The 26753-nt window shown below is 39.1% G+C and carries 17 protein-coding genes, 1 tRNA gene, 2 pseudogenes and 1 CRISPR repeat array; of the genes and pseudogenes, 5 read left to right on the plus strand and 15 right to left on the minus strand.

From position 1 onward, the window contains the following. Positions 1-41: 41 nt before the first annotated feature. The 4 genes from CZ225_RS06185 to CZ225_RS06195 all read right to left on the minus strand — a co-directional run bounded on the left by CZ225_RS06185 (position 42) and on the right by CZ225_RS06195 (position 3319). Positions 42-1241 carry a hypothetical protein gene (locus CZ225_RS06185; protein WP_234983008.1) on the minus strand — a complete coding sequence of 400 codons (1200 nt, stop codon included), beginning with the start codon at positions 1239-1241 and terminating at the stop codon, positions 42-44. Next, positions 1174-1527 carry a hypothetical protein gene (locus CZ225_RS24245; protein WP_234983009.1) on the minus strand — a complete coding sequence of 118 codons (354 nt, stop codon included), beginning with the start codon at positions 1525-1527 and terminating at the stop codon, positions 1174-1176. Before CZ225_RS24245 ends, CZ225_RS06185 begins: the two co-directional genes overlap by 68 nt. 27 nt (positions 1528-1554) lie before the next feature. Further along, positions 1555-2430, minus strand: coding sequence for a hypothetical protein (locus CZ225_RS06190; protein WP_077153389.1), 876 nt, complete (start codon positions 2428-2430; stop codon positions 1555-1557). A gap of 244 nt (positions 2431-2674) precedes the next feature. Next, on the minus strand, positions 2675-3319 hold the full coding sequence (locus CZ225_RS06195) for a hypothetical protein (RefSeq protein WP_077153390.1): 645 nt from the start codon (positions 3317-3319) through the stop codon (positions 2675-2677). 642 nt (positions 3320-3961) lie between these two features. Between CZ225_RS06195 and CZ225_RS06200 the strand changes: the two genes are divergently transcribed. Further along, a complete protein-coding gene (locus tag CZ225_RS06200; protein ID WP_077153391.1) occupies positions 3962-4669 on the plus strand; it encodes a TIGR02757 family protein in 708 nt (235 codons plus the stop codon). Positions 4670-4941: 272 nt separating this feature from the next. On the opposite strand, the gene CZ225_RS06205 is transcribed toward CZ225_RS06200, so the two are convergent. Further along, positions 4942-5514: a phosphatase PAP2 family protein gene (locus tag CZ225_RS06205; protein ID WP_077153392.1), complete on the minus strand. Its 573-nt coding sequence runs from the start codon at positions 5512-5514 to the stop codon at positions 4942-4944. Between the two features lie 188 nt (positions 5515-5702). Here CZ225_RS06205 and CZ225_RS06210 point away from each other — a divergent pair, with 188 nt between their 5' ends. Beyond that, positions 5703-6530, plus strand: a complete 828-nt coding sequence (locus tag CZ225_RS06210) for a MerR family transcriptional regulator (RefSeq protein WP_077153393.1) — start codon at positions 5703-5705, stop codon at positions 6528-6530. Positions 6531-6611: 81 nt separating this feature from the next. On the opposite strand, the gene ung is transcribed toward CZ225_RS06210, so the two are convergent. The 3 genes from ung to CZ225_RS06225 form a co-directional block, all read right to left on the minus strand. Next, the gene (gene ung / locus CZ225_RS06215; RefSeq protein ID WP_077153394.1) at positions 6612-7274 is read right to left on the minus strand and encodes a uracil-DNA glycosylase; all 663 of its coding nucleotides are present in this window, start codon (positions 7272-7274) and stop codon (positions 6612-6614) included. A gap of 390 nt (positions 7275-7664) precedes the next feature. Further along, complete coding sequence (locus CZ225_RS06220; protein WP_077153395.1) at positions 7665-9059, minus strand: glycoside hydrolase family 28 protein; 1395 nt, start codon at positions 9057-9059, stop codon at positions 7665-7667. Positions 9060-9398: 339 nt separating this feature from the next. Beyond that, positions 9399-13463: a hybrid sensor histidine kinase/response regulator transcription factor gene (locus CZ225_RS06225; protein ID WP_077153396.1), complete on the minus strand. Its 4065-nt coding sequence runs from the start codon at positions 13461-13463 to the stop codon at positions 9399-9401. Between the two features lie 387 nt (positions 13464-13850). On the opposite strand from CZ225_RS06225, the pseudogene CZ225_RS06230 reads away from it, so the two are divergent. Further along, a pseudogene (locus CZ225_RS06230) lies at positions 13851-16484 on the plus strand (SusC/RagA family TonB-linked outer membrane protein); the annotation flags it as partial. A gap of 47 nt (positions 16485-16531) precedes the next feature. Next, a CRISPR array of direct repeats spans positions 16532-16880; the repeat unit is 29 nt; unit sequence GTTTAAATCGTACTTGATAGAATTGAAAC. A 38-nt stretch (positions 16881-16918) separates the two neighbouring features. Here CZ225_RS06230 and CZ225_RS24960 read toward each other — a convergent pair. The 6 genes from CZ225_RS24960 to sppA form a co-directional block, all read right to left on the minus strand. Further along, a complete protein-coding gene (locus CZ225_RS24960; protein WP_416333505.1) occupies positions 16919-17341 on the minus strand; it encodes an Arm DNA-binding domain-containing protein in 423 nt (140 codons plus the stop codon). Positions 17342-17475: 134 nt separating this feature from the next. After that, positions 17476-17548: transfer RNA gene (locus tag CZ225_RS06240), tRNA-Phe, on the minus strand. A 140-nt stretch (positions 17549-17688) separates the two neighbouring features. After that, complete coding sequence (thiL, locus tag CZ225_RS06250) at positions 17689-18723, minus strand: thiamine-phosphate kinase (RefSeq protein ID WP_077153398.1); 1035 nt, start codon at positions 18721-18723, stop codon at positions 17689-17691. Positions 18724-18740: 17 nt separating this feature from the next. Further along, positions 18741-19550, minus strand: a complete 810-nt coding sequence (locus CZ225_RS06255; protein ID WP_025076251.1) for a purine-nucleoside phosphorylase — start codon at positions 19548-19550, stop codon at positions 18741-18743. Beyond that, positions 19513-20640 (minus strand): tetraacyldisaccharide 4'-kinase, encoded by a 1128-nt coding sequence (gene lpxK / locus CZ225_RS06260; protein WP_077153399.1) that lies wholly within the window; start codon positions 20638-20640, stop codon positions 19513-19515. Before lpxK ends, CZ225_RS06255 begins: the two co-directional genes overlap by 38 nt. A 13-nt stretch (positions 20641-20653) precedes the next feature. Further along, on the minus strand, positions 20654-22432 hold the full coding sequence (gene sppA / locus CZ225_RS06265; protein ID WP_077153400.1) for a signal peptide peptidase SppA: 1779 nt from the start codon (positions 22430-22432) through the stop codon (positions 20654-20656). A 176-nt stretch (positions 22433-22608) separates the two neighbouring features. Here sppA and CZ225_RS06270 point away from each other — a divergent pair, with 176 nt between their 5' ends. Further along, positions 22609-23877: a histidine-type phosphatase gene (locus tag CZ225_RS06270; RefSeq protein WP_077153401.1), complete on the plus strand. Its 1269-nt coding sequence runs from the start codon at positions 22609-22611 to the stop codon at positions 23875-23877. 18 nt (positions 23878-23895) lie between these two features. Continuing rightward, positions 23896-26088: pseudogene (locus CZ225_RS06275) on the plus strand (GH92 family glycosyl hydrolase). 353 nt (positions 26089-26441) lie between these two features. Here the strand turns inward: CZ225_RS06275 and CZ225_RS24250 are convergent. Then, on the minus strand, positions 26442-26753 hold a 312-nt coding region (locus CZ225_RS24250; RefSeq protein ID WP_234983010.1), incomplete at its 5' end, for a hypothetical protein.

Genomic DNA, 26753 nt, shown 5'->3' on the forward strand with positions numbered 1-26753 from the left:
TAATTGATATTACTATTTTAGAATAATATAATAGTTGTTTGTTATTTTAGTTTGATAATCTCTATCGGCATTCCTATCAGTTGTGGCATTCCCATTCCCAGATCGGCACCGATGTACGTGGGGTCGCAGAGCAGATACTTTGTGCCGTCTACGGTGACATAGTCGCCCGTTGTTTCGGGATTGCTGAAACGGATAGCTGTTGCCAGATGCCTGCCCGGATAATAGACAAGTACTACCGGCATCTTCAGCAGATGGCGTACCAGTTGGGCAAACAAGATGGAACGGTCTTCACAATCGGAGTATGACGAAGCGATAGTCTCTTCGGCAAAGAACCATTTTTCGCAGCCGAATTGTTCATCATCCGTTTTGTACTGAAACGCATATTGCACAAAGTGCAATAGATGATTGATGGCGGCTTCCTGCGTCATTCCCTGTAGGGAGGAAGCGAGTTGCTTTTCCACGCTTTCAAGAAATACGGGATCCAAGGCAGCATGTCCGTAGACTGCAAAGCTGACACAAGGCAATGTGGCATAAAAGTCCACTAAATTTTTATTATACGCCAGGCAGTAATCTCTCCGCCGGTCGTTCAGCATCTTAGTGTGTACGTTGGCAGCTAAGTGTGGAGATTCCGGTAGGGATACATCTGCCGGTCGGCGGGCAATGGCATGGTTCAGCGTGTAGCATTTTACCGATGAAAGAGAACGGTGCTTCCGGTCAATGACTGAATAGCGGATGCCCTGTTCGGTTGGGAAGGTAAAATAAAGGGCATTGTATGCCTCACAATTAAAGGCTATCAAAGGAAGCAACTCTTGTCCCGTCCGTCCGGTTTTAGCTTTGCAGCCCAATTGGTTGAGAGTAAATACAGAGAATACGACCTGTTCGTTTTCACTGCCTTGCGGGCAGTAAGCCTTGAAAACGTCACCGATGAGCAGATATAATCCCCAGTCATTCAGTCTTAATAGTGATTTCAGTTTTTCGATGTGGGTGGTCCACACTTCGTAGGGCATGACAGAGAGTGCTTTCCAGTAAGAGGCAACGTGCGGTTCATCTGCACCGGCCAGGCGAGGAAAGCTTGCTGTAATCTTAGGCAATGTGATGGTAGTCCCGAAAAAAGATGTTTCTACTTCCATCCCTTTATTGTGCTGGAAAGGACTTTGCAGTATAGGAGGCTTCTTAATGTTTGCTGGTAGTGGCAGAGGAGCCATGGGAAGTTCGATTTCTCCTTTTACCGGCTGTTTCACCGGGGGTAGGGTGTCGCTTGGACGGGTCGAAAGTTTCAGGGGGAATGGGATGCTTGATGGGCTGTTCGGGTTTCATCAGGGGACAGTCCGGCCACACTTCCGCCAAGTAGCGTCCGAATTCCTGATTGACAGAATCGGAATAAGCTTTGAAGTCGGTTTCCTCTTTGTCTGAATAGGTCTTGAACGCTGCTTCTTGTTCATGGACATATCGTTCAAAATCATCCTGCCCGCATATGTCGTTCCAAGCGGGGAGTAACACTACCAGCAGATACAATATTCTTCTCATGGCTTCAGTTTTAGATGTAAACTTGGTTTAGAAACAGATTGCCAAGGCAATTCCTCCGTTTTGGGGAGTCGCGTAAGGAGCCATCCGGAGTTGGGCATTCCCTAGGGCAATTCCTTTCTTCTTGCCTTTGGCAGCGATACCGTCTATCACATTCCATACGTAGAGTACGGCGGCCCCGGCAATGAATCCGTTACGTACATTGGCACAGTTATCGCGCTTGTCGGCGTAGTTGCGGATGCTTTCGGCATCGTGTGTGGATTTTATCTTGGAATCGTAGGAAGCGCGCATGCACTCCATTGCCACGATACCGCCCACACAAGCGGCTTCACTTATGATGAAGAAAAGTCCCTTTCCCGTACTGCCTTTGTGCAATTGTGCCATGCCGGGCACGAAGACGCGGGTTGAAAAAGGATAACGTCCGGTGAGCTGAGCGTTATAGTCTTTCATCTTTTTGTCGAATGATTTATCTTTGAAATTTGCGGTATTCAGTGAGTAGAAGTCATCTATGCCGTTCACATTGCGTTGTACTTGTATCAGGATGTATATCTTCACTCGGTTGGCGGACAAAGCGATGGGTTCTGTAGAGGTTACGATTCGTCTCTTCATGCGGTTGAACTTTACTACGGCATTGATACCGTTTGTTGCCACGACATTGATGTCCTGTGCCGTGATGCCTACTAGGCCTAGTTCATGTAGGGATTTTTGCAGGGCATCTGCCCAAGCCATGTTGATAGCTTCCGACTCTGTACGGCCTTCGCCTACACCCCAGTTCACAAAGTAATTGGCTCCTGTAGGTATGTGGGGCACTTGCTTTGCCCAAAATGGACGAAGTTCTGTTACAGCTTGGGGAAAAACATTCATGCCGACAAGCATGAGTGTCGTGAGTAATATAAGTTTTTTCATTATTCTTTTTTGTTTGTTGTACAATTAGATGATTTAAAGGTGGGAAATGTGTACATCATTGGCTCCTTGACGCACTATATAGACCTGAAAGCCGGATCGGTTGATGAGCGATTACTTTTGGTGAAAGCACTCTCCATGATGGCATGGCGAAAAAATTCCGTCGGTTTCTTTCTCCGTCAATCCCGTTCCTTGAAACACTCTGTAATAATAGGTATTTGTACGTGCGGGAGGTGTCTGTATCCCATCATTTTATTGCGTCCATTTCTTCCTTTTGCTTGGCCGCACTGGTAGCCAGCTCCTGATCTATTTTCTCGAAGAATTTTTTCTTGTCGTAGTCCACTTTGCGGATTTCCAACTCTTCGGCAAGTCCTTTCTTGGCATCTTCCAGCAATATATGCACTGCTACATAGCCCACATATCCGCCGGTGGCACTTTGCGTGAACTTGCGGCATACGGCATTGGCATATTTGTCTATTACTTTAGTACCTATGGCCTTGGCACCGCCTTCCAAAGAACTTTCATACATTTTCTTACCGGCAGGTACATTGGTGTCCTTACTATAATCTTCTATTGCATTCTTTATCATGCCCACGTAGCGGGAGGCAATGTCGGCGATAGCTATGCGGTTGGCATCGGTGATGGCTCTAGCACGGTCCGGACGGTCTTCAGCAATGCCAAGGCCTGCCATATATTCACCAGGTTTGTCGTAAGCGTCATCAATGCAGAATGTGGTGAGCTCTACTTCGCCATTGGGTAGTTTGGGGGTAATGGGAGCAGAAACAGTTGTGTTTTGGGCAGGTACATATACCTTTTTCGTGCAAGAAGTCATAAACATAGCCAAAGCACAAACGCAGCATGCAATTACTGTGAGTAAACCGTTGCTTTTCATCTTTTCCGGGGTTTAAAGTCCACCCTTTTGTAGACTGTTTTGAAGTGTGTTCAGAGCTTATAGTCTCCCCGGATTCGGCAATACATAAAAAAAGACGTGGGAGTCTGTACTTTTGCTTATCCCAAGCTCAGGCTCTCGCATTGCCCACCTTCAAGGATAAGCAACGCAGCTAGCCCACGCCAAGATGATATACATAACACTGCACAGTGTGCAATGTTTAGACACTACATCTTTAGTGGACGCTCCCGTTGCCATATCATCTTGAAGGTTTCAAAACTTTGCGAGATTTGAGCTTGAAAGATATCGTTTGGTAAACGCCTTTTAAAAAAAATCAAAATCCCACTAAACCCCACCGGGCTAGCTAGACGTTGCAAATATAATGTAAATTTCTTTAATGTATATGGAAAAAGTCTTTTTTTGCATTCGCATTTCAACGTTTTTCTCAAGCCACAACAGTAGCCCAAAATATTTTTATCTATTAATCAGGCATTTAGAAGATAATTTCATCAGTTTGGATAATAGAAGCAAGTGTGGTTGCATAGTAGTCGTTTATTTCTTTTATGATAAGTATGATGCCAAAGACATACCATTTCTGAGAAGAATATCTATTTTTGTACTTTCAATAATTGATATTGTCTCAAAATGACTGAAGATATAAAGAATAAACTCCTGATGTGTGCGGATGTATATCACTGTGCAGAATTTATAGTGAGTGATCCGGTACAATTTCCACGCCGTTATACAATGAAACAAGATATTGAGATCAGTGGTTTACTAACGGCTATTATGAGTTTTGGTAATCGTAAACAGATATTGAAAAAAGCAAATGAATTACATGATTTGATGGGGGATTCACCGTATCGATATGTGATGTCCCGACAGTGGGAAAAGGATTTTCCTGTGGAGGTGACCCGTAGCTTTTATAGAATGTTGTCCTATGCTGACTTTCATGGATATTTTCAGCGATTATATAAGTCGTATTCGGAATATGAAAGTTTGGAGGATGCTTTGAACAGATATACCGGAATCCCTATGGAGAGGTTGTGTTCATTTCTTGAAGTGTCTTCAAAAAGTCCGCAGAAGAAGTTGAACATGTTTTTGCGTTGGATGATTCGACGAGATTCAGAAGTTGATTTAGGCATTTGGGAGAGCTTTGACCAGGGAGATTTGATTGTACCTTTGGATACACATGTCTGTCGTGTTGCCTTTTTTTTCAAACTGACGGATACTGATACTTTTTCGTTAAAGAATGCACGCAATATCACTGCTGCATTGGCAGAAGTCTTCCCTAATGATCCATGTTTGGGAGACTTCGCTCTGTTTGGTTTAGGAGTCAATGGAGAAATATAAGATCTGAAGTCTAATGAAATAATTGTTCGGATAAAAAGGTTCGATTTTAGACGAAATGGTGGTTTATCATTGTTACGCTTAAAATTAATTCGTTTGCGCGTGTGAACTCTTTCGTTCTCACATGCCATCCCTTTCGTTTTCATATGTGAAAACGAAAAGATTTACGTGTGAAAATGAATATGGTTATTTAAAGGCATATCAAAACTGCTTGCTTTTCCGGCAATGACCAATATGAGAGACAGTAATATGGACATGCGAGAATATCTGAATGTTTAAAAATTCAAAGAAGCATATATTCCCCAATGCTCATTACCAAAAACTGCCGGAGATATCGTCAGATTATGTTTCTTGGCGAACGGACGAGTGAATATGTAACTACTTCCGACACCTATGGCAGCTCCGGCAAGTATATCCCAGCAGTCATGTCTTTTTGCATATACACGTCCCCATGCTACATATCCGGATACAAGATAAGCAGGAATTCCGTATTTCCATCCATATCTGCGTTGGATAAAAGAAGCTCCCTGAAATGACATGGCTGTATGGTTGGATGGGAATGCATGATTGTCACTGCCATCGGGACGCTGTTTCTTTATGCTGTATTTTAAAAGGTAAGAGGTTGCCAAACTGGTTGCACCTCCTAAAACCAATTGTTTGGTACCTTTATAGTCTTTCATAATAAGGGTGGTTATTAAACCGGCTGCCGGAGTTGCGAACATTAAAGCATCTGTTGATTTTTTCACGTTTTCACGAGACTGTGCTTGCACGGAGTTCAGAAAGCAAAAAAATAGTAGCCAAGTACAAATAACCATTTTGCTCCATCTATTTCTTGAAATTCGCTCCATTGGGTTTGGTCTGATTGCTAAAGTAGTGTTTATATACATTTAAAGCCTTTGTTATTACAACATCTTGAGTTGTATAAGTTAATTTTGCGTCAAAGGTATTATTTTTATTTGGATTTTATGTTAATCTCTTGACTCGTACCTTAGGGGAGGTCTTATCTTTGTGGCATAAACCAACTGCGCAGAAGTTTATGAAGAATAAAATTAAGTTTAAAATCGGAGAATTTTCCAAGCTTAGTCAGGTGACGGTCAAGACACTTCGTTATTATGAAGAGGTAGGTTTATTGGCACCTGTCGAGGTGGATGAGTGGACTGGCTATCGCTATTACGATATCAGCCAACTTCGAAGAATGAACCGGATTGTTTATTTAAAGCAATTAGGGTTTAGTCTTGAAGAGATAGGTGAATTGTTTGAGGATGGTAAGTATTATCCTAATCCTGATCAATTAGGGAGAAAGGTCGAAAGTTGTAAACAGGAGATAGAACATTTGAAATGGCGGCAGACTGAACTCTTAAAGCTTGAAAATATGCTCCATAAACAAGATCAAATTATGAAAAAAGTAGTTGAAAAATCGCTTCCGGCAAGAATATTTGCTACACATCGCCGTAAGATAGATTCTTATCAGGAATTGTTTAATCTTTGTCCGAATATTATCGGACCGGAGATGCAACGTTTAGGTTGTCAGTGTCCTCCACCTGAATATTGTTTTACGGTGGAATATAATGAAGAATATGGTGTGGATATTGACATTGAGTATTTTGAGGCAGTAGCAGAACGTGGTAAGGATTCAGATTTGATTAAGTTCAAAGAACTTCCTGAAGTACCTGTTGCTCTTTGTGTCAATCATTATGGAGCATACGAGAAAATGCCGGAAACTTTTGCTGAGTTATATGCTTATGCCGAAGCAAAAGGTTACGAAGTAAGCGAACAACCTCGTTTTTGTTATATAGATGGTATCTGGAATAAAGAATCTGTGGATGAATGGCTGACTGAAATTCAATTGCCTATAAAACGATAGTTGCTATATCCTGAAACGGAATTTCACAAATTACTTCATAGTAGTTTTCGTGAAATTCCGTTTGATCCACAACAATACTACTTACCAATCAATTTCTTTGATTCCTTTACTTTGTAAGAAAGTATTGGCTTTACTGAAATGCTTGCATCCTAAAAAGCCATATTCGGCAGACCGGGGAGATGGATGTGCTGCTGTTAAGACAAGATGTTTATTGGTGTCTATTAAAGCAATTTTTTCTTTTGCATAACTTCCCCATAACATGAATACTAAATGTTCCCGTTCATCACTTAACTTTTTAATGACTGCATCTGTAAATGTTTCCCAACCCATATTCCGATGTGAACCTGTTGCATAAGCTCGTACGGTGAGGACAGAATTCATTGGAAATACTCCTTGTTCTACCCAACGATTCAAATTTCCGGAAGTGGGTATTGGTTTTCCCAAATCCTGTTGTATTTCTCTAAAAATATTAATTAATGATCCGGGGATTGCCACTCCATCAGGCACAGAAAAACAAATTCCATAATATTGTCCGGGATTAGGGTAAGGATCTTGCCCGAGAATGACAACTTTTACTTTCTCGAAAGGACATGAGTTGAATACATGGAATATCTGATGCCCGGGTGGAAGAACTTGTGTTCGTCCATATTCACTCCTGATAAATGTTACCAACTTCTCAAAATATGGTTTGTCAAATTCTTCTTGGAGATGTGTACGCCAACTTTCTTCTATTTTCACATTCATAGGTTACTTCCGTATTCTGTTGTAACATCTTTGATCTAAAAGACGATATAAGATTATAGCATCCTTCATGCATGTAAAGAATTGTAATACATTAATAGCTGATATGCAAAGATACGACTACTCAATGTGCTACACTTTACAATAGCTCTTTTTTATATTTCTTTAATAGTTTTGGAAAATGTATTGGTAATACAGTTAAAATTGATCTCTTTGTGCTAGTTGAGATTATGATAAATTCTTTCTTTGACATATTGGATATTAGTTGTAGAATATTCGAAGAATATAAAATATGCCATATTATAAATATGTTATTCCTCTTTTTCCGGTTTTTGTATCTGAACTAAGGATGTTGTGCTTTATGCTATTCTCCAACTACCAATCTAATATCATTCATGGTACATATTGATTTATCTTTCCTTTTATGCTTCCGGAATCTGTGGATACGATAACATCCGTATCGTTGACTCTTTCACAAGCGACCTTATCAAATATAATATTCTTCACACTATCGAAATAAAATGTAGGACGAACTTCTTTTCCCGTATATTTTAATTCAACGTTTTGAAAAGTCAACTTCTTCACATTTTTCGCAAACCATCCCCAACAAGGAAGTTGGCGTGAATCCACATGGGGACGTTGAATTGTCATTTCTTTCAATTCCTTGTTCTCACAACCTATATATTCTACGGAAATATCTCTGAAAACTACTTCTTCGAAATATCCCCCGCACCAACTTTCCACAGACGATGCAGACCAGCCGATAGCTGAGGCTTTAACTTTTTCTACTAGTATGCGCCCCGCTTCATTCTCTTCATTTAAAACAATCATTAACGGGGTTGCTACCTTTTTTATCTCAACATCATGAATATGGATATCATCTATTCTTCCGGAGGCTTTTCCCCATCCTCCGGGTTGCAATAATATGGCGGAAAGCATATTATTCCTTTTTCGTTCCTTGGAAGTCCGGTGAGGATATTTGCCGGGACCTGTGAACGTACAATGGCTTATCGTCAAACCTGTTGCGGGCATAATCATACGAATTCCGTTACACGAGGAGTTTATATGGCACTCCGTTATAACCATATTTTTCCAATATCCTCCGGCTATAGCATCGTCTCCTGTGTAGAAAAAACTATTTCGTATGAGAATATTTTTACCTCCACGAATGTGAATTCCATCCCAACCTTCATTAAAAGTAAGATTCTGAAAAGTTGCGTTTTCTATGTCATAGGCCATAAAAGCATAATTAGCCGAGTTATTGATGGTAATCCCAGAAAGGGTGAAGTCATGAGACTCACCAAGTAAAATAGTATGCGGTCCACGCATTTTTTCTTCTCCTTCCGGATCAAAGACATGGTCTCCGTCAATAATTCCTGCTCCTGTAATGTGCACATTCTTCACTCCTTTTCCCAAGATCAACGCCCGATTCCAATTGTGCTGATCAGCTGTATCATTCTGATCCATTTCACGGGAAGCAATAAAAGGATAATAAGCTGATAAATCGGAAGTCCCCTTGATCACAGCCCCCTTTTTTAGCAAAAGAGAGACATCGCTCTTCAAAAAAATCGTTCCGGTAAGGTAAATACCTTGTGGTATTAATACGACCCCACCCCCTTTTTTCGAACACGTTTGGATAGCCTTGTTAATGGCATTTGTGTTCAACGTTTTTCCATCTCCTTTCGCGCCGTATTTGCGGATATCAAATGTTTTTGCCGCAGTTACCGATGAAGCAAAAACAAAAAGAATCACCCCAATAATACTAAAGAATCGTAGTTTGCTTTCCATATGCGTTTAATTAAAAATACCTGCTTGTATAGCTGTTACTTATTCTTTCATCTTAATCTCCAGCAATACCAACTCGGAACCTGTATCGAATGTGAATTCTTTTTGATTGATGAAAGTTTGCTGTTTATCAATAGATATATTCGGTACGTAGACATTTATTTCTTTTGCTTTTTTGCCTGTAGTTACCGAAGAGCCGAAGTCTCTTTAAATTCTTTTTTTAACAATTTAAAATAATGAAAAATAAGTGATTAAAGCAAATGGTTGCTTCAAAATTTAATATTATTTACTACTATTATAATAGTAGCAAAGTTTTAGTATATGCCTCCAATCTAAATTCTTCTAATTTAAAGAATTATCTTTTTGTTTATTGCTGTCTCTGTATTCTTTAGGTGTTTGGTTATATCTTTTGGCAAACTCCTTATAAAAATGCGAACGATTGAGAAAAGCAGTTTTATACATAATCTCTTGAATGGTTAATTGGGTAGTCAGCAACAGTTTGGCCGCGTGGCTAATCCTCTGTTCTTTAATAAAATCTTTCGGAGGTAACTGATCCAAAGCTTTGAATTTGCGATATAAATTTCGGCTACTGGTTTGTAAAACTGCTGCCAATTCATCCGGACCAAACGAAGCATCATCTATGTTCTTTTCGATCATCTGAATAGCGTTTTGTAGAAACTCCTTATCTTCTTTCTGAATTAATTGTCCACCACTGAACTCAAAGATGCTGGCGGATGAGTTGTAGTATTCTTCCATTTCTTTTTGCTTTTTTATTAAATGGCGGACTACTGTTTTCAGGTATTGAGAATTGAATGGTTTAGGGATATAAGCATCAGCACCACACTCTATTCCTTCTATTTTTTCATCGGTTGTGTTCTTGACCGACAAAATTATTAAAGGAATATGTAGCGTGTGTTTATTTCCTTTCAGTAGTCTGGTTAAGGTGATACCGTCCACTTTGGGCATCATAATATCTGTGATGATTAACTCCGGAGTTTGTTGTTTTAGTAAGTTTAGTCCCTCTTCACCATTTGCGGCTGTTAATACCCTATATTCATCAGAAAGAATGTCTTTCAACATCCACAATAATTCTTTATTGTCTTCAATAGCTAAAATAGTGGCTGAGGTTGAAGAAGACTTATTGCCTTCGGAAAGAGACATTGGTTGCTCTGACTTTTTTAATGAATAAGGTTGTATTTGACCAACTTGAATGTTATTTTTTTCTTCTTCCTTTTCAGAAGTAGAAAGACTTATTTCAAGTAGAGGTAATGTTACAATAAATTCCGCATATTTGTCCACTTCACTTTCAATCTGAATTTCTCCTTGTAATAGCTTCACCATACTTTGACAAATAGCCAGTCCAAGGCCATTTCGTGATGAAAGTCCTTTGATACTGTTTTCTTTAATGTTATCGAGTACAATATACCGGTTAAATATAAGAGGAATGCTTTCTTGACAAATACCTTTTCCTGTATTATATACTTTGATTTGCAGATTTGAATCGATTTGCCTTACAGAGATGCGAATTACCCCTTTTTTAGGTGTATATTTAAAAGCATTGGAAATCAGATTGTTTAATACTTTACTAAAACAATTATTGTCACTATTCCAAATCAGCTCGCGTTCAACTTCTGTTTGAAGAAAAATATTGTTTTGTTCCGCTAACTCGCTGAATGAATCGATAATTTCGTTAGAAAGTACACTTATGTCTAATTTCTGAATATGGCATATCTGATTACCTGTTTCCATACGTCGGAAATCAATCACTTCCTGGATAAGGCTATTTAGTCGTTCAGAGTTTGACTTTATAATCTGAATGTATTTATTGATGAATGAATCAGTGTGCTCATAGTTCAGAATTCGTTCGCATGGACCATAAATTAGGGTTAATGGGGTACAAAACTCATGAGTGATATTGGTAAAGAAACGTAGTTTTTCTTCATACATCTCTTCCTTATATTTGGCATCAAGTTTTTGGGTGATCTTATTTTTTCGTTGTTCATATTTCCACCTGATATATCGGATCATACCTAAAATACAGCCGATAATGATCAATGAATAAAAAATATAAGCATAGATTGTTTGATACCAGGGAGGACGTACAAAGATATGGATACTTTTGGCTAGTTGATGGCTATTGTTAATTCCATCATTGTATTTTACTTTTAGAATATAGTGTCCGGGAGGGATATTAGTAAATTGTGCTTCATGTGACCGGGTATCCATCCATACATTATTGAAGTTCTCTAGCTTATATGAATATTGGCTGTTTTCTCCATTAATATAATCGACTGCCACAAATGATACGGCAAAGAAGTTTTGATGGTGATTAAGAACAATTGTTTTTTCATCTTTTCTCTCCTCAAGAAATTCGGAAATGTTATATTCCTGATTGAATATTCGTAGTTGAGTAAAATAAATCTCCGGTAAGAATCTTTTTTTCTCTTTAGGATTGTTTTTAATCCAAACAAGTCCGTCTACTCCCCCGAAAAAGCATCTTTTTTTAGTAGGATCCCAATAATAAGCATTATCGCTAAATTCAATTGTTTTCAGTCCTGTTTTATGATTTAAATTCTGAAAGGTGTTTTGGTATGGATTAAAAAGAATAATACCGGTATTGCTGCTAAGCCATAAATTGCCTAAATCATCCTCTAAAATTCCATGTATGGTATTATTAGGCAGCCCTTCATTTTCACTATAATTTTTATATTCGATTTCTCCATCGGGTAGTATAGTAATCTTTGTCAGTCCATAACTGGTACCTAGCCAGAATTGGTGGTTTCTATCTTGATGGATACATAGAATATCGTTCATAGGAACAATTCCGTTTTTTTCGGTAAAATTGATGAGGCGGTAGTTTTCTGTAATTGTGTTCAGCCTGATCAAACCATTACCACGCATACCTATCCATAGGATTGAATCATTCTCGGCACATATGGAATATATCTGGTTGTATTGCACCTTATTAGGGATATGGAAATTATAAGGACGGATGTTTTTTATGCTAACATCATTATTGTGAGACTGTATGGCAATTTTTAACAAACTACTTCCTGATCCCACCCATAGCAGAGAGTCTCCCTTTTCAAGGATGGAGTGTACTCCCGCGATTTTTATACGTGTGGGATTTTTTATTGTGTGTATTCTGTCATCTTTGTAGGAATAATAATTTAGTTCGGGACCGTCGGAACCGATCCATAAGATTGGTGAGGAACTTCCGGGAGTAAAGGCGAATATTGCATTATTGGTTAATCCATCTTTAGTTGTGAGGTGCTTGACATTAGTTGCTGAATAGTTAATTGCAGTTTGATCATAGTCTTTAATCTTGATAATACCGTTTTCCTTAGTACCCAACCATAATGTATTTTGCGAATCAGTATAGATAGCACGAATCGGACGTTTTTTGGAAACAGGTAACTGGTTAAGAGTGATATTGTTATAAGTGTATTCATCTTTAGTCCAGGCATATACCCCTTGCCCGTCAGTTCCAATCCATACAATATCCTGCTGGGTATCTTTGTATAAGGAGAATACGCCGCAATCAATTTCCATCCATTCTACTTTGTAATTACGTGAAGCGTCGAGACGTATCAGACCATTTGTTTTGAATCCTATCAGAAGGTCTTTATTATCAAATATAATAGAACCTATTTTCCCGTTTTCATTGATTAATGTGCCTGGATTCGTTATGAAGTGAGTTCCGGTGGAGTCAATATAAGAAATGTTACCTCTGTTATCAACAATGATAATTTTTTCTTCACTATAAAATGAAGTACGGATAGAATAAGGATAATTAAAGTCCTTGTGCCGGATGAGCTGAGGTACTTCTTTCTGATTGAAAGATAGGGTATATTTCTCCAATTTTCCTTGATTATGAATCCAGATCGTGTCATGTGAATCGATAATAAGGTTAGAAACATTGTCATGTACCATTCCGGGATGAGTAGGCAGATTGATAAATTTCTTTTGTGTTTTGGAGTAGAAAGACAAAACGTCCGGTTTACCGGAAATGTAGAAATTGTCATGACTGTCTTTTGCCATATGAGAATTTTCGCCGAATTCATCGTATGTTTCTTCAATCTTGTTGGTTAGTTGGGAAAGCTTGTTGAGTCCCCATTTGGTATTAATCCAGAGATAAATACTATCAGTTTCTATAATGTCTTTTATGATATTGCTAGAAAGAGTATTCTGGTTCTTAATATCAGGTTTATAAATATGTATTTTGCGGCTATTATACATATTTAGTCCGTCATAGGTTCCTATCCACAGAAAGCGTTTATCATCCTGAAACAGACAGGTTACAGAGCTGTTGGATAGTCCGTCTCTACTGCTGATTTGCCTGAGATTATATGCATAAGTAGTTATTGAACAAAAAATATAGATTATATATATGATAGCCTTTTTCATTTTGCGTGTTGCTTAAAATATAAACTTCACAAATATATAAATGAATCGTTTGATCTTTGCAAAAACAGATGTATTCAATTTCGCCAAAAGTGTATTTTTCCGTATTATTAGTTTATTTTCATATAGAATTGGCGAGATTCGGCATATCTTATACTCTTTCTTCCTTCTATATTTGTCGAGGATACAACACGATGTAGGTTTTCAATAGGTATATTATCATATAAGAGAAAACAATTACTATTATTATCTAATATTAAATTTAAAGTTATGCAAGAAAGACACATTTTCCATGTTAGGAGGATGTCTTGGATAAGTTGGCTGCAAAGTATGTCAGCTTTTCCTAAGAAATCAATTCTGATGCTTGTGGTGCTATTGATAGCATCTATTATGACAACAAACATTTACGGACAAAATGCAAGTACAACAAAGTCCATAACCGTTCAGGGGCAGGTTATGGATGCGGAGGGTGTTCCAATTCCCGGTGTTAATATCAGACTTAAAGGACAGAATACAGGTACTATTAGTGATTTGAATGGTAACTATAAACTTTCCGATGTAACAGAAGATGCAGTGATTGAATTTTCTTTTATAGGCTTTGCCACACTTGAAAAGAAAGTGAAAGGAGAAACATTGAATGCTATCCTTCTGGAAGATACCAAATCGCTGGATGAAGTTGAGATTGTTGCCTTCGGCACACAAAAGAAGGAAAGCGTTATCGGTTCGATTTCAACGTTGAAACCCGCGGAATTGAAAGTTCCTACCAGTAATCTGACAAATGCTTTGGCAGGACGTGTCGCAGGTGTTATTGCCTATCAGCGTACCGGTGAACCGGGAGTTGATGACTCAAATTTCTTTATTCGTGGTGTAACTTCCTTTGGTTATGCAAAATCTCCGTTGATATTGATTGATAATATTGAAGTAGACACGAAAGACTTGTCTCGTCTGCAACCGGATGATATTGAAAGCTTTTCTATCATGAAAGATGCTACTGCTACTGCTTTATATGGATCGCGTGGTGCAAATGGTGTTATTTTGGTGAAAACCAAAGAGGGACAAACCGGATCAATGAAATTGAATCTTCGGGTAGAAAACTCAATTTCTACTCCTACGAAAATGTTGGAATTAGCTGATCCCATTACTTATATGAAATTGCATAATGAGGCCATTTTAACTCGTGATCCGCTACATGCGTTGATGTATTCGGAAGACAAAATAGATAATACTATACCGGGACATTCAAGTGTAATTTATCCTGTAACGGATTGGCGTAATGAACTGTTGAAAGACTATACGATGAATCAACGCGTTAATCTGAATATTAGCGGCGGTGGTAGTATGGTGAATTATTATGTAGCCGGTTCTTTTATGCAGGATAATGGTATATTGAATGTTGATAAAGCAAACAATTTCAATAATAATATTAAGAATCGCAATTATTCAGTAAGGTCGAACATCAATATAAAACTGTCAAAGACGACTAAATTGATGGTGCGTATGAATGGTGCATTTGAGGATTACAATGGTCCTTTAAGTGGTGGTTCAGATCTTTATTACAAAATAATGCAAAGTAATCCGGTATTGTTTCCGGCTACTTATCCGAAAGATGAAGAACATGCTTATGTGAAACATATTATGTTTGGTAATTCGGGAGATGGAAAATATATTAATCCGTATGCTGAAATGGTAAAAGGATACAAAGAAACGGGACGTGCCAAATTGGAATCGCAGTTTGAATTGAATCAGGATCTGGACTTTGTAACTAAAGGATTGAAAGTCCGCGCATTATTTAATACCTCTCGTTTGTCTTATTATTCGACTTCTCGCCAATATAAACCTTTTTACTATGCATTGAGCGAATATAATTATATGAATAAAACATATGCTGTCGATATTATTAATCCTAATGGCGGTACCGAATATCTGGACTATAATGAAGGAGATAAGACAATTACGGCCAACACTTATTTGGAAGCGGCAGTGAATTATGATCGCGAGTTTGGCAAACATGGTGTTGGTGGATTGTTGGTTATGCAATTACGTAACAATCATCAGCCGAATGCCAGTTCTTTGCAGACTTCTTTGCCGAAACGTAATGTCGGTTTATCGGGACGTTTCACATACGCTTATGATAGTCGTTATTTTGTTGAAGGAAACTTTGGTTATAATGGTTCGGAACGTTTTGATAAAGATCATAGATGGGGCTTTTTCCCGTCAGCAGGTTTGGCATACATGGTTTCGAATGAAAAGTATTTTAAGAATCTTCTTCCTTATGTGCAAAAGTTGAAATTGCGTGCTTCTTATGGTTTGGTAGGTAATGACAATATTGGTGACTCCAACGCCCGTTTTCTATATTTATCGGAAATTAATATGAATAATGGAGGAACTGGGGCTAGCTTTGGGTATAATGAAGGTGCCTATAAGAAAGATGGTATAGCTATTAATCGTTATGCAGATCCCTCTATTGGCTGGGAAGTGGCTAAGAAAATGAACTTTGCTGTTGAAATGACATTTATGGATGCCTTGAATATTACAGCTGAATATTATAAAGAAAGTCGTGACCACATCTTGCAGTCGAGAGCTGACATCCCGAATACAATGGGATTATGGAAAACTCCTAATGCAAATTTAGGTAAGGCGAAATCTCATGGTGTCGATTTATCTTTGGATTATAATAAGTATTTTACGAATGATACATGGTTGCAGTTACGTGGTAATTTTACTTATGCTGCCAATCAATATGTGGAATATGAAGAAGTAGAATATCCGGGAGCACCTTGGAAAAGCCGGGTCGGCAATCCGATTGCTCAAGAATATGGATATATAGCCGAAGGCTTGTTTGTAGATGATGAAGAAGTGAGAAATTCTCCTGTACAATTTGGAGAATATGGAGCCGGTGACATTAAATATCGTGATGTAAATCGTGACGGTGTTATTTCAGAGTTGGATATGGTACCTATCGGTTACTCGAAAGATCCTGAAATCGTATATGGCTTTGGTGCTTCTTACGGATTTAAGAATTTTGATATTTCCGTATTCTTTCAGGGTTTGGCAAGAGAATCCTTCTGGATGTTTAAATCGTACTTGATAGAATTGAAACAAATATGCTGAATTATAGCCAAGCCGCTAAAAACAGTTTAAATCGTACTTGATAGAATTGAAACTCAACAACGGCACTGATAATTCCTGTTCTCTCTCTGGTTTAAATCGTACTTGATAGAATTGAAACTGAAATCGATTGCCGGCTCACCGTCATCGACGTGGTTTAAATCGTACTTGATAGAATTGAAACGTCTTTTCTGCACGGATTTTCTTTTCCGCAATCAAGTTTAAATCGTACTTGATAGAATTGAAACTTGATATTTTCTTCTGTTTCTGTCTGCATATCCTCGTTTAAATCGTACTTGATAGAATTGAAACTTGGTAGTATTATTCTTGCACCGTTGGGCGTCAGGTGTTTAAATCGTACTTGTGAGTGAATTGTACACTTGTTTAACGGAAAGCATATATCCACGTCTGTTTTCTTCTTGAAGAAGTCGGAGATACTCATTAAATGCTTCTTCTACCGTTTTCGGTTTAACTGAATTAGAAACTTGCTCATTCAAGGTATTGGCTGTAAATAACTTATCTTCTGATTTCAGTTTAACTATTTCCGTTTCGTATTCTTTTTTCTTGTTAGCTATGAGTATGTTAATATACTCTTTATTAGGACAATTCGATTTTGGAATGTTCTTTTCAAAGTTCCAATGCTCCGCTCTTATGGACACACCTAAACTTTTGTACTTTCGTTTACCATCCATGCAGACACAAATCATAAGCGGATGTTCACCATTACTAAGAGTTTTTGACTTGTAACACAATACATTAACCGTTGTAGCCATATTGATTTCCGGTTTAACTCTTGGTTTAACTCCGATAGTGAAAAGCCGCTAAAACTATGGAAGAACGGGGTAATATATAAAGGAAAAAGCAGCTACTTTAATTAGTAACTGCTTGATAATTAATCTTTTAAAAGTGGTGCCACCAGGAATCGAACCGGGGACACAAGGATTTTCAGTCCTTTGCTCTACCAACTGAGCTATGGCACCTTTCTTGTTTGCGGTTGCAAAGGTAGTGAAACTTTTGGATTCTGCAAGGATTTTGGAAATAAAAAACACTGATAAAAAGTTAGTTTGCTTATTATCAGTGTTATATGAGAATAAATATTTTAGTTATTTACTACGACAATTTATTTTTCTTCTTTCAAAGGATTCCATCCTTGAGCTTTTAGCTCAAATTCTTGTCCGTCGCGGGTAATTAGTGCGCAACCAAGTTCTGGTTTCGTGATATGGCCGATAAGGCGGACACCTTCCATTTGTGATACCTTCTCGTGATCGGCAATAGGAACAGTGAAGAGAAGTTCGTAATCTTCGCCACCATTCATTGCGCAAGTTGTCAGGTTCATATTGAACTCTTCCGCCATGACAGCAGTCTGATAGTCGATAGGAATATGTTCCTCGTACACACGGCAGCCTGTGTTGCTTTGGGTACAGATATGCATCAATTCCGAAGAAAGACCATCGGAAATATCCATCATAGATGTTGGTACAATGTTGGCGGCTGCTAATTTCTCGATAATGTCTTTGCGAGCTTCCGGTTTCAATTGGCGTTCCAAAAGATATTCTTTACCTGTAAAATCGGGTTGGACATCTTTCTCACCTTTTAGAACTGTTTTTTCACGTTCCAGTAATTGCAGTCCCATGTAAGCAGCACCCAAGTCACCGCTTACACAAATTAAATCTGTATCTTTAGCACCATTGCGATAAACAACTTTATCTTTGTCCGCTTCACCGATACAAGTTATGCTGATGGCAAGTCCCGTAAGAGAAGAACTGGTGTCTCCACCTATTACATCCACATGATATTGCTGACAAGCCAAGCGAATACCTGCATAAAGTTCTTCCATGTCTTCTACGCTGAAACGTTTAGACAGAGCAAGAGATACGGTAATTTGACGAGGCATGCCATTCATCGCATAAATATCGGAGAAATTGACGACTGCCGCCTTATATCCCAGATGTTTCAGAGGAACATAAGTGAGATCAAAGTGCACACCTTCCATTAATAAGTCGGTAGTCACCAGAATTTCCTTTTCCGAAGGATAGGAGAGGACGGCGGCGTCGTCGCCCACACCATATTTACTTGATTCGTTTTCCAGTTTGATACCCTCGGTCAGACGTTTGATTAATCCAAACTCTCCGAGAGTGGCTATTTCAGTTCTCATAAATATCCTTTAGCTTTTTATGCACGATTGATAAGTTCACGCATGATGGTAGTCATTTTCGGTTGTGCAGCATCAGCGGCTTTCTGAACCTCTTCGTGCGTTACTTCTACGATTTTTCCTTCCACTCCCAAGTCGGTAATTACAGAAATACCGAACACCTTGATTCCACAATGATTGGCAACAATCACTTCGGGGACTGTAGACATACCTACCGCATCAGCACCAAGAATATGGAACAGCTTATATTCGGACGGAGTCTCAAAAGTGGGACCTTGGGTACCTATATATACGCCATGCTGTACTTTAATTCCCTTTTCTTTGGCAATTTCGTTCGCTTTACGAATCAATTCTTTATCATAAGCCTCGCTCATATCCGGGAAACGGGGACCATACGGAATATTTTTGCCACGTAACGGATGTTCGGGGAAATAATTGATATGATCGGTAATAATCATCAGATCTCCGATCTCAAAAGCAGCGTTTGTTCCACCGCTGGCGTTAGAAACAAACAGCGTCTTGATACCCAATTCACGCATTACACGTACCGGAAAAGTGACTTCCTTCATTGAATATCCTTCGTAATAGTGGAAACGACCTTGCATTGCCATAATATCCTTATTGCCCAACTTACCGAAAATCAGCTTACCACTATGACCTTCGACCGTTGATACCGGAAAGTTAGGAATATCCGAATACTTTATTTCATACTTCTCGGTGATCTCGTTTGCTAAACTTCCAAGTCCGGTTCCCAAAATGATGGCGGTTTCAGGACTTGTGTGCATCTTCTCTTTAAGATAAGCTGCGGTTTCTTGTATTTTCTCTAACATAGTTAATAATATGTTGGTTAAATTTATCTTGTTGATTTTGTAATATCTCAATTTCAATAGGCAAGGCATAAATGAACGGTTTCAGTTCTTCGTTCACTGCCGGATGATGGAGTAGCCGGGTTGCATCCTTTTCTGTGGTAATGATAATCCGTTGCTCACCTTTCAGCTTGTTAAATCGTTCCTTGACAAGCTGTATATCCCGGTGACTGAAATCATGATGATCGCCAAATGAGAGGAGATCAATATTCTGCGTATACTCTTTTAATCTTTCGAGCATTGGAGTAGGAGAAGCAATGCCCGTTACCAGTAATATGTTTGCATCAGTCAATGAAGACAAAGGCACTTCTTTGTTTCTTGAATCTCCCGTTATTGAATCTGAATCATTCTGAGAGAATACAGGTCGTAAATTTCCATAACGGAACGATGAAAAGAATAATTGCTGATATGGATACAGGTTTAACCGTTTGGTAATGATGTTGTAGTCAATAGGTTTAATATCCTGCGGACATTTAGTGACAATAACAATCTGAGCCCGGTTTTTTCCATTGATTGATTCCCGTAGCCGTCCTGCGGGAAGCAGTATATCGTCACAGAAAAGACGATGATAGTCTGTCAGCAGAATACTTAATCCGGGCTTAACATAACGATGTTGGAAAGCGTCGTCAAGCAGAATAACATCTACTGCCGGTTCTTTCAAACGAAGTAACTTTTCAATACCATGACAACGATTCTCATCAACAGCTAGTGTGACAGATGGGAATTTGGTATGCATCTGATAAGGTTCGTCACCAATAGTCTTTACCGTACTTTGCGGAGTGGCAAGCACATAACCACTCGTACGCCGTTTGTACCCTCTGCTTAGTACAGCTACCTGATATTTATCACGAAGCAACTCTATCAGATACTCGGTATGAGGAGTTTTCCCTGTTCCTCCCACGGCCAAATTGCCAACACAAATAACAGGGATATTAAAACTCTTCGACTGGAATACTCCCCAGTCAAAAAGCTTATTTCTCATTGCTACCACTGTCCTGTAAATCCACGAAACAGGGTAGAGCCATTTATGTATCTTGACAATGTGCTCGCTCATGTTAAAATACGGTTTACTTAATGTTCAACTCAAATGGAATACGCGCCTGAAGCATGGACTTTTCTTTCAAATTTTTCAGCCGACCGAATTGTTGATAATATTCCCCTAAATTACTTTGCAATATTTGTGATTCCACATAATTCGTAGGCTTTACTCCGAATAGAGAAGACAGGAAGTCCAGTTTAGACGGATAAGAAACAACTGTATAGTTTTCAATTCCTGCTTTATTAACTGCGATTTCCAATGCATCGTCAATACCTCCGAGAACGTCTACCAATCCTAGTTCTTTAGCTGTTTCACCAGTCCATACACGACCTTCGGCAACCTTTTCAATCGCTTCTTTTGTCATGTGGCGACCTTCGGCACAACGGCTGACAAACGTATCATATCCTTGATTTACCATCATCTGCATCAACGTCTTTTCCTCTTCATTAAAAGGACGCATGATATTTCCGAAGTCAGCAAACTTGTTTGTTTTTACAACATCATAAGTCAGGCCGATCTTCTCAGTCAATCCTTTTACATTTGGAACCATACCGAAAATACCGATAGAACCGGTGAGTGTCGTTGGCTCTGCAACAATAGTATCGGCCACACAAGAAATATAATAACCGCCGGAAGCAGCATAGTCACCCATAGAAACAATAACCGGTTTCTCCTCTTTCAACTCTTTTACAGCATGCCATATTTGTTCGGAGGCAAACGCACTGCCACCTGGAGAATTAACCCGTAAAACGACAGCTTTTACATCATTGTCTTCCTTTAGTTTACGTAAATCCCGAATAACTTTCGGACCGACAATACCTTCTTCTGATGCTGCCGATCCGGATGTGTCGGTGATTTCTCCGGATGCATAATACACTGCAACGATATCATTGCTTATATCTTTGGGCGTATTCTCCCTAATATTCATCATTTCGCTCAAACTTAATGTAGGAAGATTATCGTCTTTATCAATACTTACTAGTTCTTTAAGATAGTTGCGTACATCATTCCGGTAGATCAAAGTATCAGCAAGTCCGCATTTTACACTTTCTTCGGCAGGATAGAACATAAGCATACGATCGGCATAAGCATTCAGACTATCAACGGGAAGTTGTCGGGAATCAGAAACTCCTGTAAGCACTTGTCCCCAGATAGAATTGATGAAAGCGGTTACCTGTTCACGATTGGCAGGGCTCATCTCCGTAGAAATAAACGGTTCAACTGCCGACTTATAGGTTCCTACCTTAAATATTTGCATATCTACTCCAATTTTTTGAAGCAAATCTTTATAGAAGAGTGGGGTGGAGGCAATGCCACGCCATTCGATCATTCCTTTTGGGTTAAGCATTATTTTGTCTGCTACACTTGATAAGTAATAAAGTCCCTGTGTATAGTTATCACCATAAGCTATGATGAACTTTCCGCTTTCTTTAAAGTCGAGCAGCGCATTGCGGATCTCTTGCAGAGATGCGTATGAAGTGGCTAAGGAACTGACTTGCAAATAGATTCCTTGGATATTATCATTCTCCTTTGCTTTTTGGATAGAAGTAAGAATATCATCCAGACCATATATATTGGTATCATTATCAAATAATTGAGATAACAGATCAATCGGATTTTCCTGTATACGTTCAACCAGCGTACCGTTTAAATCGAGCATCATCACAGAATTCTGTTTGACTGTAGTTTCAGTATCAGAGGTGAGTACGATACTGAATAACGTCACCATACCGATTATAAAGAATACAATGCCCGACAGAATTATGCCGGTCATGGTAGCAAGTGTAAATTTTAAGAAATCTTTCATTTTACTTATTGTTTTTGAGGCAACTAGCCTTTAAGCTAACAAAGATAAATAATTGAGTTGATATTTGTCTCATAAGTCACATGAAATTTTGCATTGTCATAGAGAAGAGATATTATTCCTTTGGATAAAAAGAATCATTCTCGGAATAAAAAAGTATATTTGCAAATAAAAATATTATGAAAAGACTCACTTCCGTTATTTTGTTAATTCTGATTGTCTTGGTGGCGCAAGCACAAACTGCTCGTGAAGAAATTAAAGCCAACCGACAACTTTCTGCAAATAATTATTATGCTTATCCTACGCCTACTGTTAAGCAGAAAGCAGCCCCTGAAGGATATGAACCCTTCTATATCAGTACTTATGCACGTCATGGTTCACGTTATCTGATCGATCCAAATGATTATCTCTTTCCAAAACAGGTGCTATTAAAAGCAGACTCTTTGAATAAACTTACTGCAAAAGGAAAAAGTACCCTGAATATTGTGCTGAAAATAGCAGAAATGGCAGATGGAAGATTAGGGGAGCTAACTGCGTTGGGAGCTCGCCAGCATAGAGGTATTGCAAAACGTATGTTTGCCAACTTCCCCCAGATCTTTGCCGATAGTACGGAGGTAGATGCGCGTTCTACTGTCGTGATTCGTTGTATCTTGTCCATGACTGCCGAATGCCTTCAGTTACAAGCTATGAATCCGAATCTTCGGATTAAAAATGATGCCAGCTATCATGATATGTTTTATATGAATCATAAGGATAAGAATCTGGATAAACTGGTTAAATCCGAAGAGGTCAAGAAAATCATTCATGATTTTGAAGTGAATCATGTACATCCGTCCCGTTTGATGAAGGTATTGTTTACCGATGAGGAATATGTAAGAAATAATGTAGATGCAGCACGACTGATGAGACGTTTGTTTGATATAGCTGCTAATATGCAAAGTCATGACACAGATATGGAGTTATATTCTTTGTTCAACGATGACGAATGCTATGATTTATGGAGCTGTAATAATGTGAATTGGTTCCTGAATTCCGGCTGTTCTCCTCTGACTCAGTGTCTGATGCCTTATCGGGAAGCAGAATTGTTGCGGAATATTCTGAATACTGCTGATGATGCCTTGAAAGATGGAAAACGAAGAGCTACCTTACGTTTCGGGCACGAATCTTGTGTACTTCCTTTTGTAGCCTTGCTGGAATTAAATCATTATGGACAATCTTATTCCGATATCGAAAAACTATCTGAGCAATGGCGAGCTTACGAAGTATTCCCAATGGCTTGCAATGTGCAATTTGTATTCTTTCATAAGAAAGGTAATGCAGACATTCTAGTGAAAGTCTTGTTGAATGAATGTGAAATGAAGTTACCGATGGAAAGTGATTTGGCTCCTTATTATCATTGGAAGGATGTTTCCGCTTATTATCGAACCAAATTAGCAAAGTATAATTAATTAAATATGATATTTTTCATGAAAAGAAATCTTTCTCTGATTATTGCTGCTTTGGCAGGTTTATTTTTCTATACCTCTTGTTCTCCGACCGATGATACGGAAACGAAAGATTATACTCAGTACGTAAATACCTTTATTGGTGCTGCTGATAACGGGCATACTTTCCCTGGGGCGTGTTATCCTTTCGGAATGATACAAACTAGTCCTGTCACAGGAGCTGTTGGATGGAGATATTGTTCGGAATATACTTATTAGGACTCGTTGATTTGGGGATTTACGCAAACTCATTTGAATGGTACGGGGTGTATGGACTTAGGAGATATCCTGGTAATGCCGGTGACAGGTAATCGTGTTCGTCCATGGGACGCTTACCGTAGCCATTTTTCAAAAGATAAAGAGTCGGCAACTCCCGGATATTATACCGTAGAGCTTTCTGATTCTCAGGTTAAGGCAGAATTGACTGCTTCTGTCCATACAGCACTTCATCGTTATACCTATAATAAGGCTGATTCTGCATCTGTGTTGATTGATTTGCAGCATGGACCGGCTTGGAATGAAGATCAATATCATTCGCAAGTAAAAAAATGTGAAGTAAATTGGGAAGATGCTCAAACATTAACCGGACATGTAAACAATGCTGTATGGGTGAATCAGGATTATTTCTTCGTGATGAAATTTAGTCGTCCGGTCGTGGATACACTTTATCTGCCAATGAGGGAAACAGAAAAAGGTAGCCGCATCATTGCTACTTTCGATATGAAACCGGGAGAGGGGTTACTGATGAAAGTGGCTCTTTCCACTACCAGTGTGGACGGCGCAAAGAAGAATCTTGAAGCCGAAATTCCCGCTTGGGACTTTGAAGGGGTGAGAACTGCCGCTCATAACGAATGGAATAATTATTTGAGCCGAATCGAAGTAGACGGAACGGATGATGAGAAAACAAACTTTTATACTTGTTTCTATCATGCTTTGATTCAACCAAACCAGATTTCGGATGTAGACGGAATGTATCGGAATGCTGCTGATTCTGTGGTGAAGGCTGGTGCAGGTGCTTTTTATTCGACTTTTTCTCTATGGGATACGTATCGTGCTGCTCATCCTTTCTATACGTTGATTGTTCCTGAACGTGTAGATGGTTTTGTTAATTCATTGATAGAGCAGGGGGAAGTGCAAGGTTTCTTGCCTATCTGGGCATTGTGGGGCAAAGAAAATTATTGTATGATTGGTAATCATGGAGTTTCTGTTATTGCTGAGGCTTACCGCAAGGGGTTCCGTGGTTTTGATGCAGAACGGGCTTTCAATATTATAAAGAAGACACAAATGGAATCGCATCCATTAAAGTCAAATTGGGAAAATTATACGAAGTACGGTTATTTCCCGACAGACCTGACAAAGGCTGAATCGGTATCTTCTACTTTGGAATCTGTATATGATGACTATGCTGCAGCTGATATGGCTCGCCGTATGGGAAAAGAAGAGGAGGCCGCATACTTTGCGAAACGTGCCGATTATTATAAAAACTTGTTTGATTCGGAAACGAAGTTTATGCGTCCCCGTAAGGCGGACGGTACATGGAAGTCTCCTTTCAATCCGAGTGATATCGGACATGCCGAAAGTAGTGGTGGTGATTATACGGAAGGAAATGCTTGGCAATATACCTGGCATGTTCAGCACGATGTTCCGGGGTTGATTGCTCTCTTTGGTGGAGAAGCACCTTTCCTGAATAAATTGGATTCTGTGTTTACTGTGAAGTTGGAAACTACTCAGGCAGACGTAACAGGATTGATCGGACAATATGCGCATGGCAATGAACCTAGCCATCATGTTACGTATTTATATGCATTGGCAGGACGCCCGGAACGTACACAAGAGTTAATTCGTGAAATATTTGATACTCAGTATCGTAATCAACCGGACGGACTTTGTGGCAATGATGACTGTGGTCAGATGTCTGCTTGGTATATGTTCAGTGCAATGGGTTTTTATCCGGTAGACCCTGTGAGTGGGGAATATGTGTTTGGTGCTCCGCAGTTGCCGAAGATGGTTTTGCATTTAGCGGACGGAAAAAATTTCACCGTAATCGCAGAGAATTTATCAAAAGAACATAAGTATGTGGAGAGTGTGACATTGAATGGTGAGCCTTATACAAAGAAAACTATTTCTCACGAAGATATATTGAAAGGGGGAACGTTGGTGTATAAGATGAAGTAAAAGAAAATTGAGGAACTTGCTGAAAGACCGTATGCTTTTGTAAAGAGCTACGGTCTTTTTTTGTTGATGTTTTACCGTCACCGTCACATGAGCGTCAATGGATCATTGATAATGAGCACGTAATCGTGTGACGGGAAAGTTACATCTATACCTTTGGGTAGTTTCATGCGGTGATACTCATAGTTTCATATAGTGAAACCTTTCGTTTCACCCCGCTAAACCAATCGTTTCAACCGTATGAAACAGTTTGTTTCCAGCCTTATGATAGTAAATCCCCATACAAATAAAAAATATCCCAGAGTACTATTACCGGATAAATGGAAGAAGTAAGAGCAGCACGGAGACGCTTTTCCTCACGAGTGAGGGCAAATCGTTGCTCCCACTCTTCTCCCCCCGTATCTCTCATCGCTGAACCCCCTATAAACAGGGACTTTTATGAACATAGTTAGAGCGTGAGGGCAAATTGAATACAAATTACGTGTGGTGACATAATCCTGAGTTCCAGTTTCTCTTTCTTCTTTTCCTTCTCTCGCGCTATGCGCGCGCGTAATATAATAATGATCTTTCCTTTCCCCTTGTTTTCCTTCCAATTGAAAATTATGTTCTACAACATCCCTATCCCTCAGCCACTTACCCGCCGCCATAAAAAAACATGCATAAAAAGT

Origin of the sequence: Bacteroides bouchesdurhonensis, from assembly GCF_900155865.1 — a bacterium.
Taxonomy (GTDB): domain Bacteria; phylum Bacteroidota; class Bacteroidia; order Bacteroidales; family Bacteroidaceae; genus Bacteroides; species Bacteroides bouchesdurhonensis.

Excerpts from the sequence above, each read along its gene's own strand:
- CZ225_RS06200 (WP_077153391.1), top strand. The coding sequence starts at position 3,962 with ATGACTGAAGATATAAAGAATAAACTCCTGATGTGTGCGGATGTATAT.
- CZ225_RS06220 (WP_077153395.1), bottom strand. The coding sequence starts at position 9,059 with ATGGAAAGCAAACTACGATTCTTTAGTATTATTGGGGTGATTCTTTTT.
- CZ225_RS24245 (WP_234983009.1), bottom strand. The coding sequence starts at position 1,527 with ATGAGAAGAATATTGTATCTGCTGGTAGTGTTACTCCCCGCTTGGAAC.
- CZ225_RS06205 (WP_077153392.1), bottom strand. The coding sequence starts at position 5,514 with ATGGAGCGAATTTCAAGAAATAGATGGAGCAAAATGGTTATTTGTACT.
- sppA (WP_077153400.1), bottom strand. The coding sequence starts at position 22,432 with ATGAAAGATTTCTTAAAATTTACACTTGCTACCATGACCGGCATAATT.
- CZ225_RS06225 (WP_077153396.1), bottom strand. The coding sequence starts at position 13,463 with ATGAAAAAGGCTATCATATATATAATCTATATTTTTTGTTCAATAACT.
- CZ225_RS06190 (WP_077153389.1), bottom strand. The coding sequence starts at position 2,430 with ATGAAAAAACTTATATTACTCACGACACTCATGCTTGTCGGCATGAAT.
- CZ225_RS06195 (WP_077153390.1), bottom strand. The coding sequence starts at position 3,319 with ATGAAAAGCAACGGTTTACTCACAGTAATTGCATGCTGCGTTTGTGCT.
- thiL (WP_077153398.1), bottom strand. The coding sequence starts at position 18,723 with ATGAGAACTGAAATAGCCACTCTCGGAGAGTTTGGATTAATCAAACGT.
- CZ225_RS06210 (WP_077153393.1), top strand. The coding sequence starts at position 5,703 with ATGAAGAATAAAATTAAGTTTAAAATCGGAGAATTTTCCAAGCTTAGT.
- CZ225_RS06255 (WP_025076251.1), bottom strand. The coding sequence starts at position 19,550 with ATGTTAGAGAAAATACAAGAAACCGCAGCTTATCTTAAAGAGAAGATG.
- lpxK (WP_077153399.1), bottom strand. The coding sequence starts at position 20,640 with ATGAGCGAGCACATTGTCAAGATACATAAATGGCTCTACCCTGTTTCG.
- ung (WP_077153394.1), bottom strand. The coding sequence starts at position 7,274 with ATGAATGTGAAAATAGAAGAAAGTTGGCGTACACATCTCCAAGAAGAA.
- CZ225_RS24960 (WP_416333505.1), bottom strand. The coding sequence starts at position 17,341 with ATGGCTACAACGGTTAATGTATTGTGTTACAAGTCAAAAACTCTTAGT.
- CZ225_RS06270 (WP_077153401.1), top strand. The coding sequence starts at position 22,609 with ATGAAAAGACTCACTTCCGTTATTTTGTTAATTCTGATTGTCTTGGTG.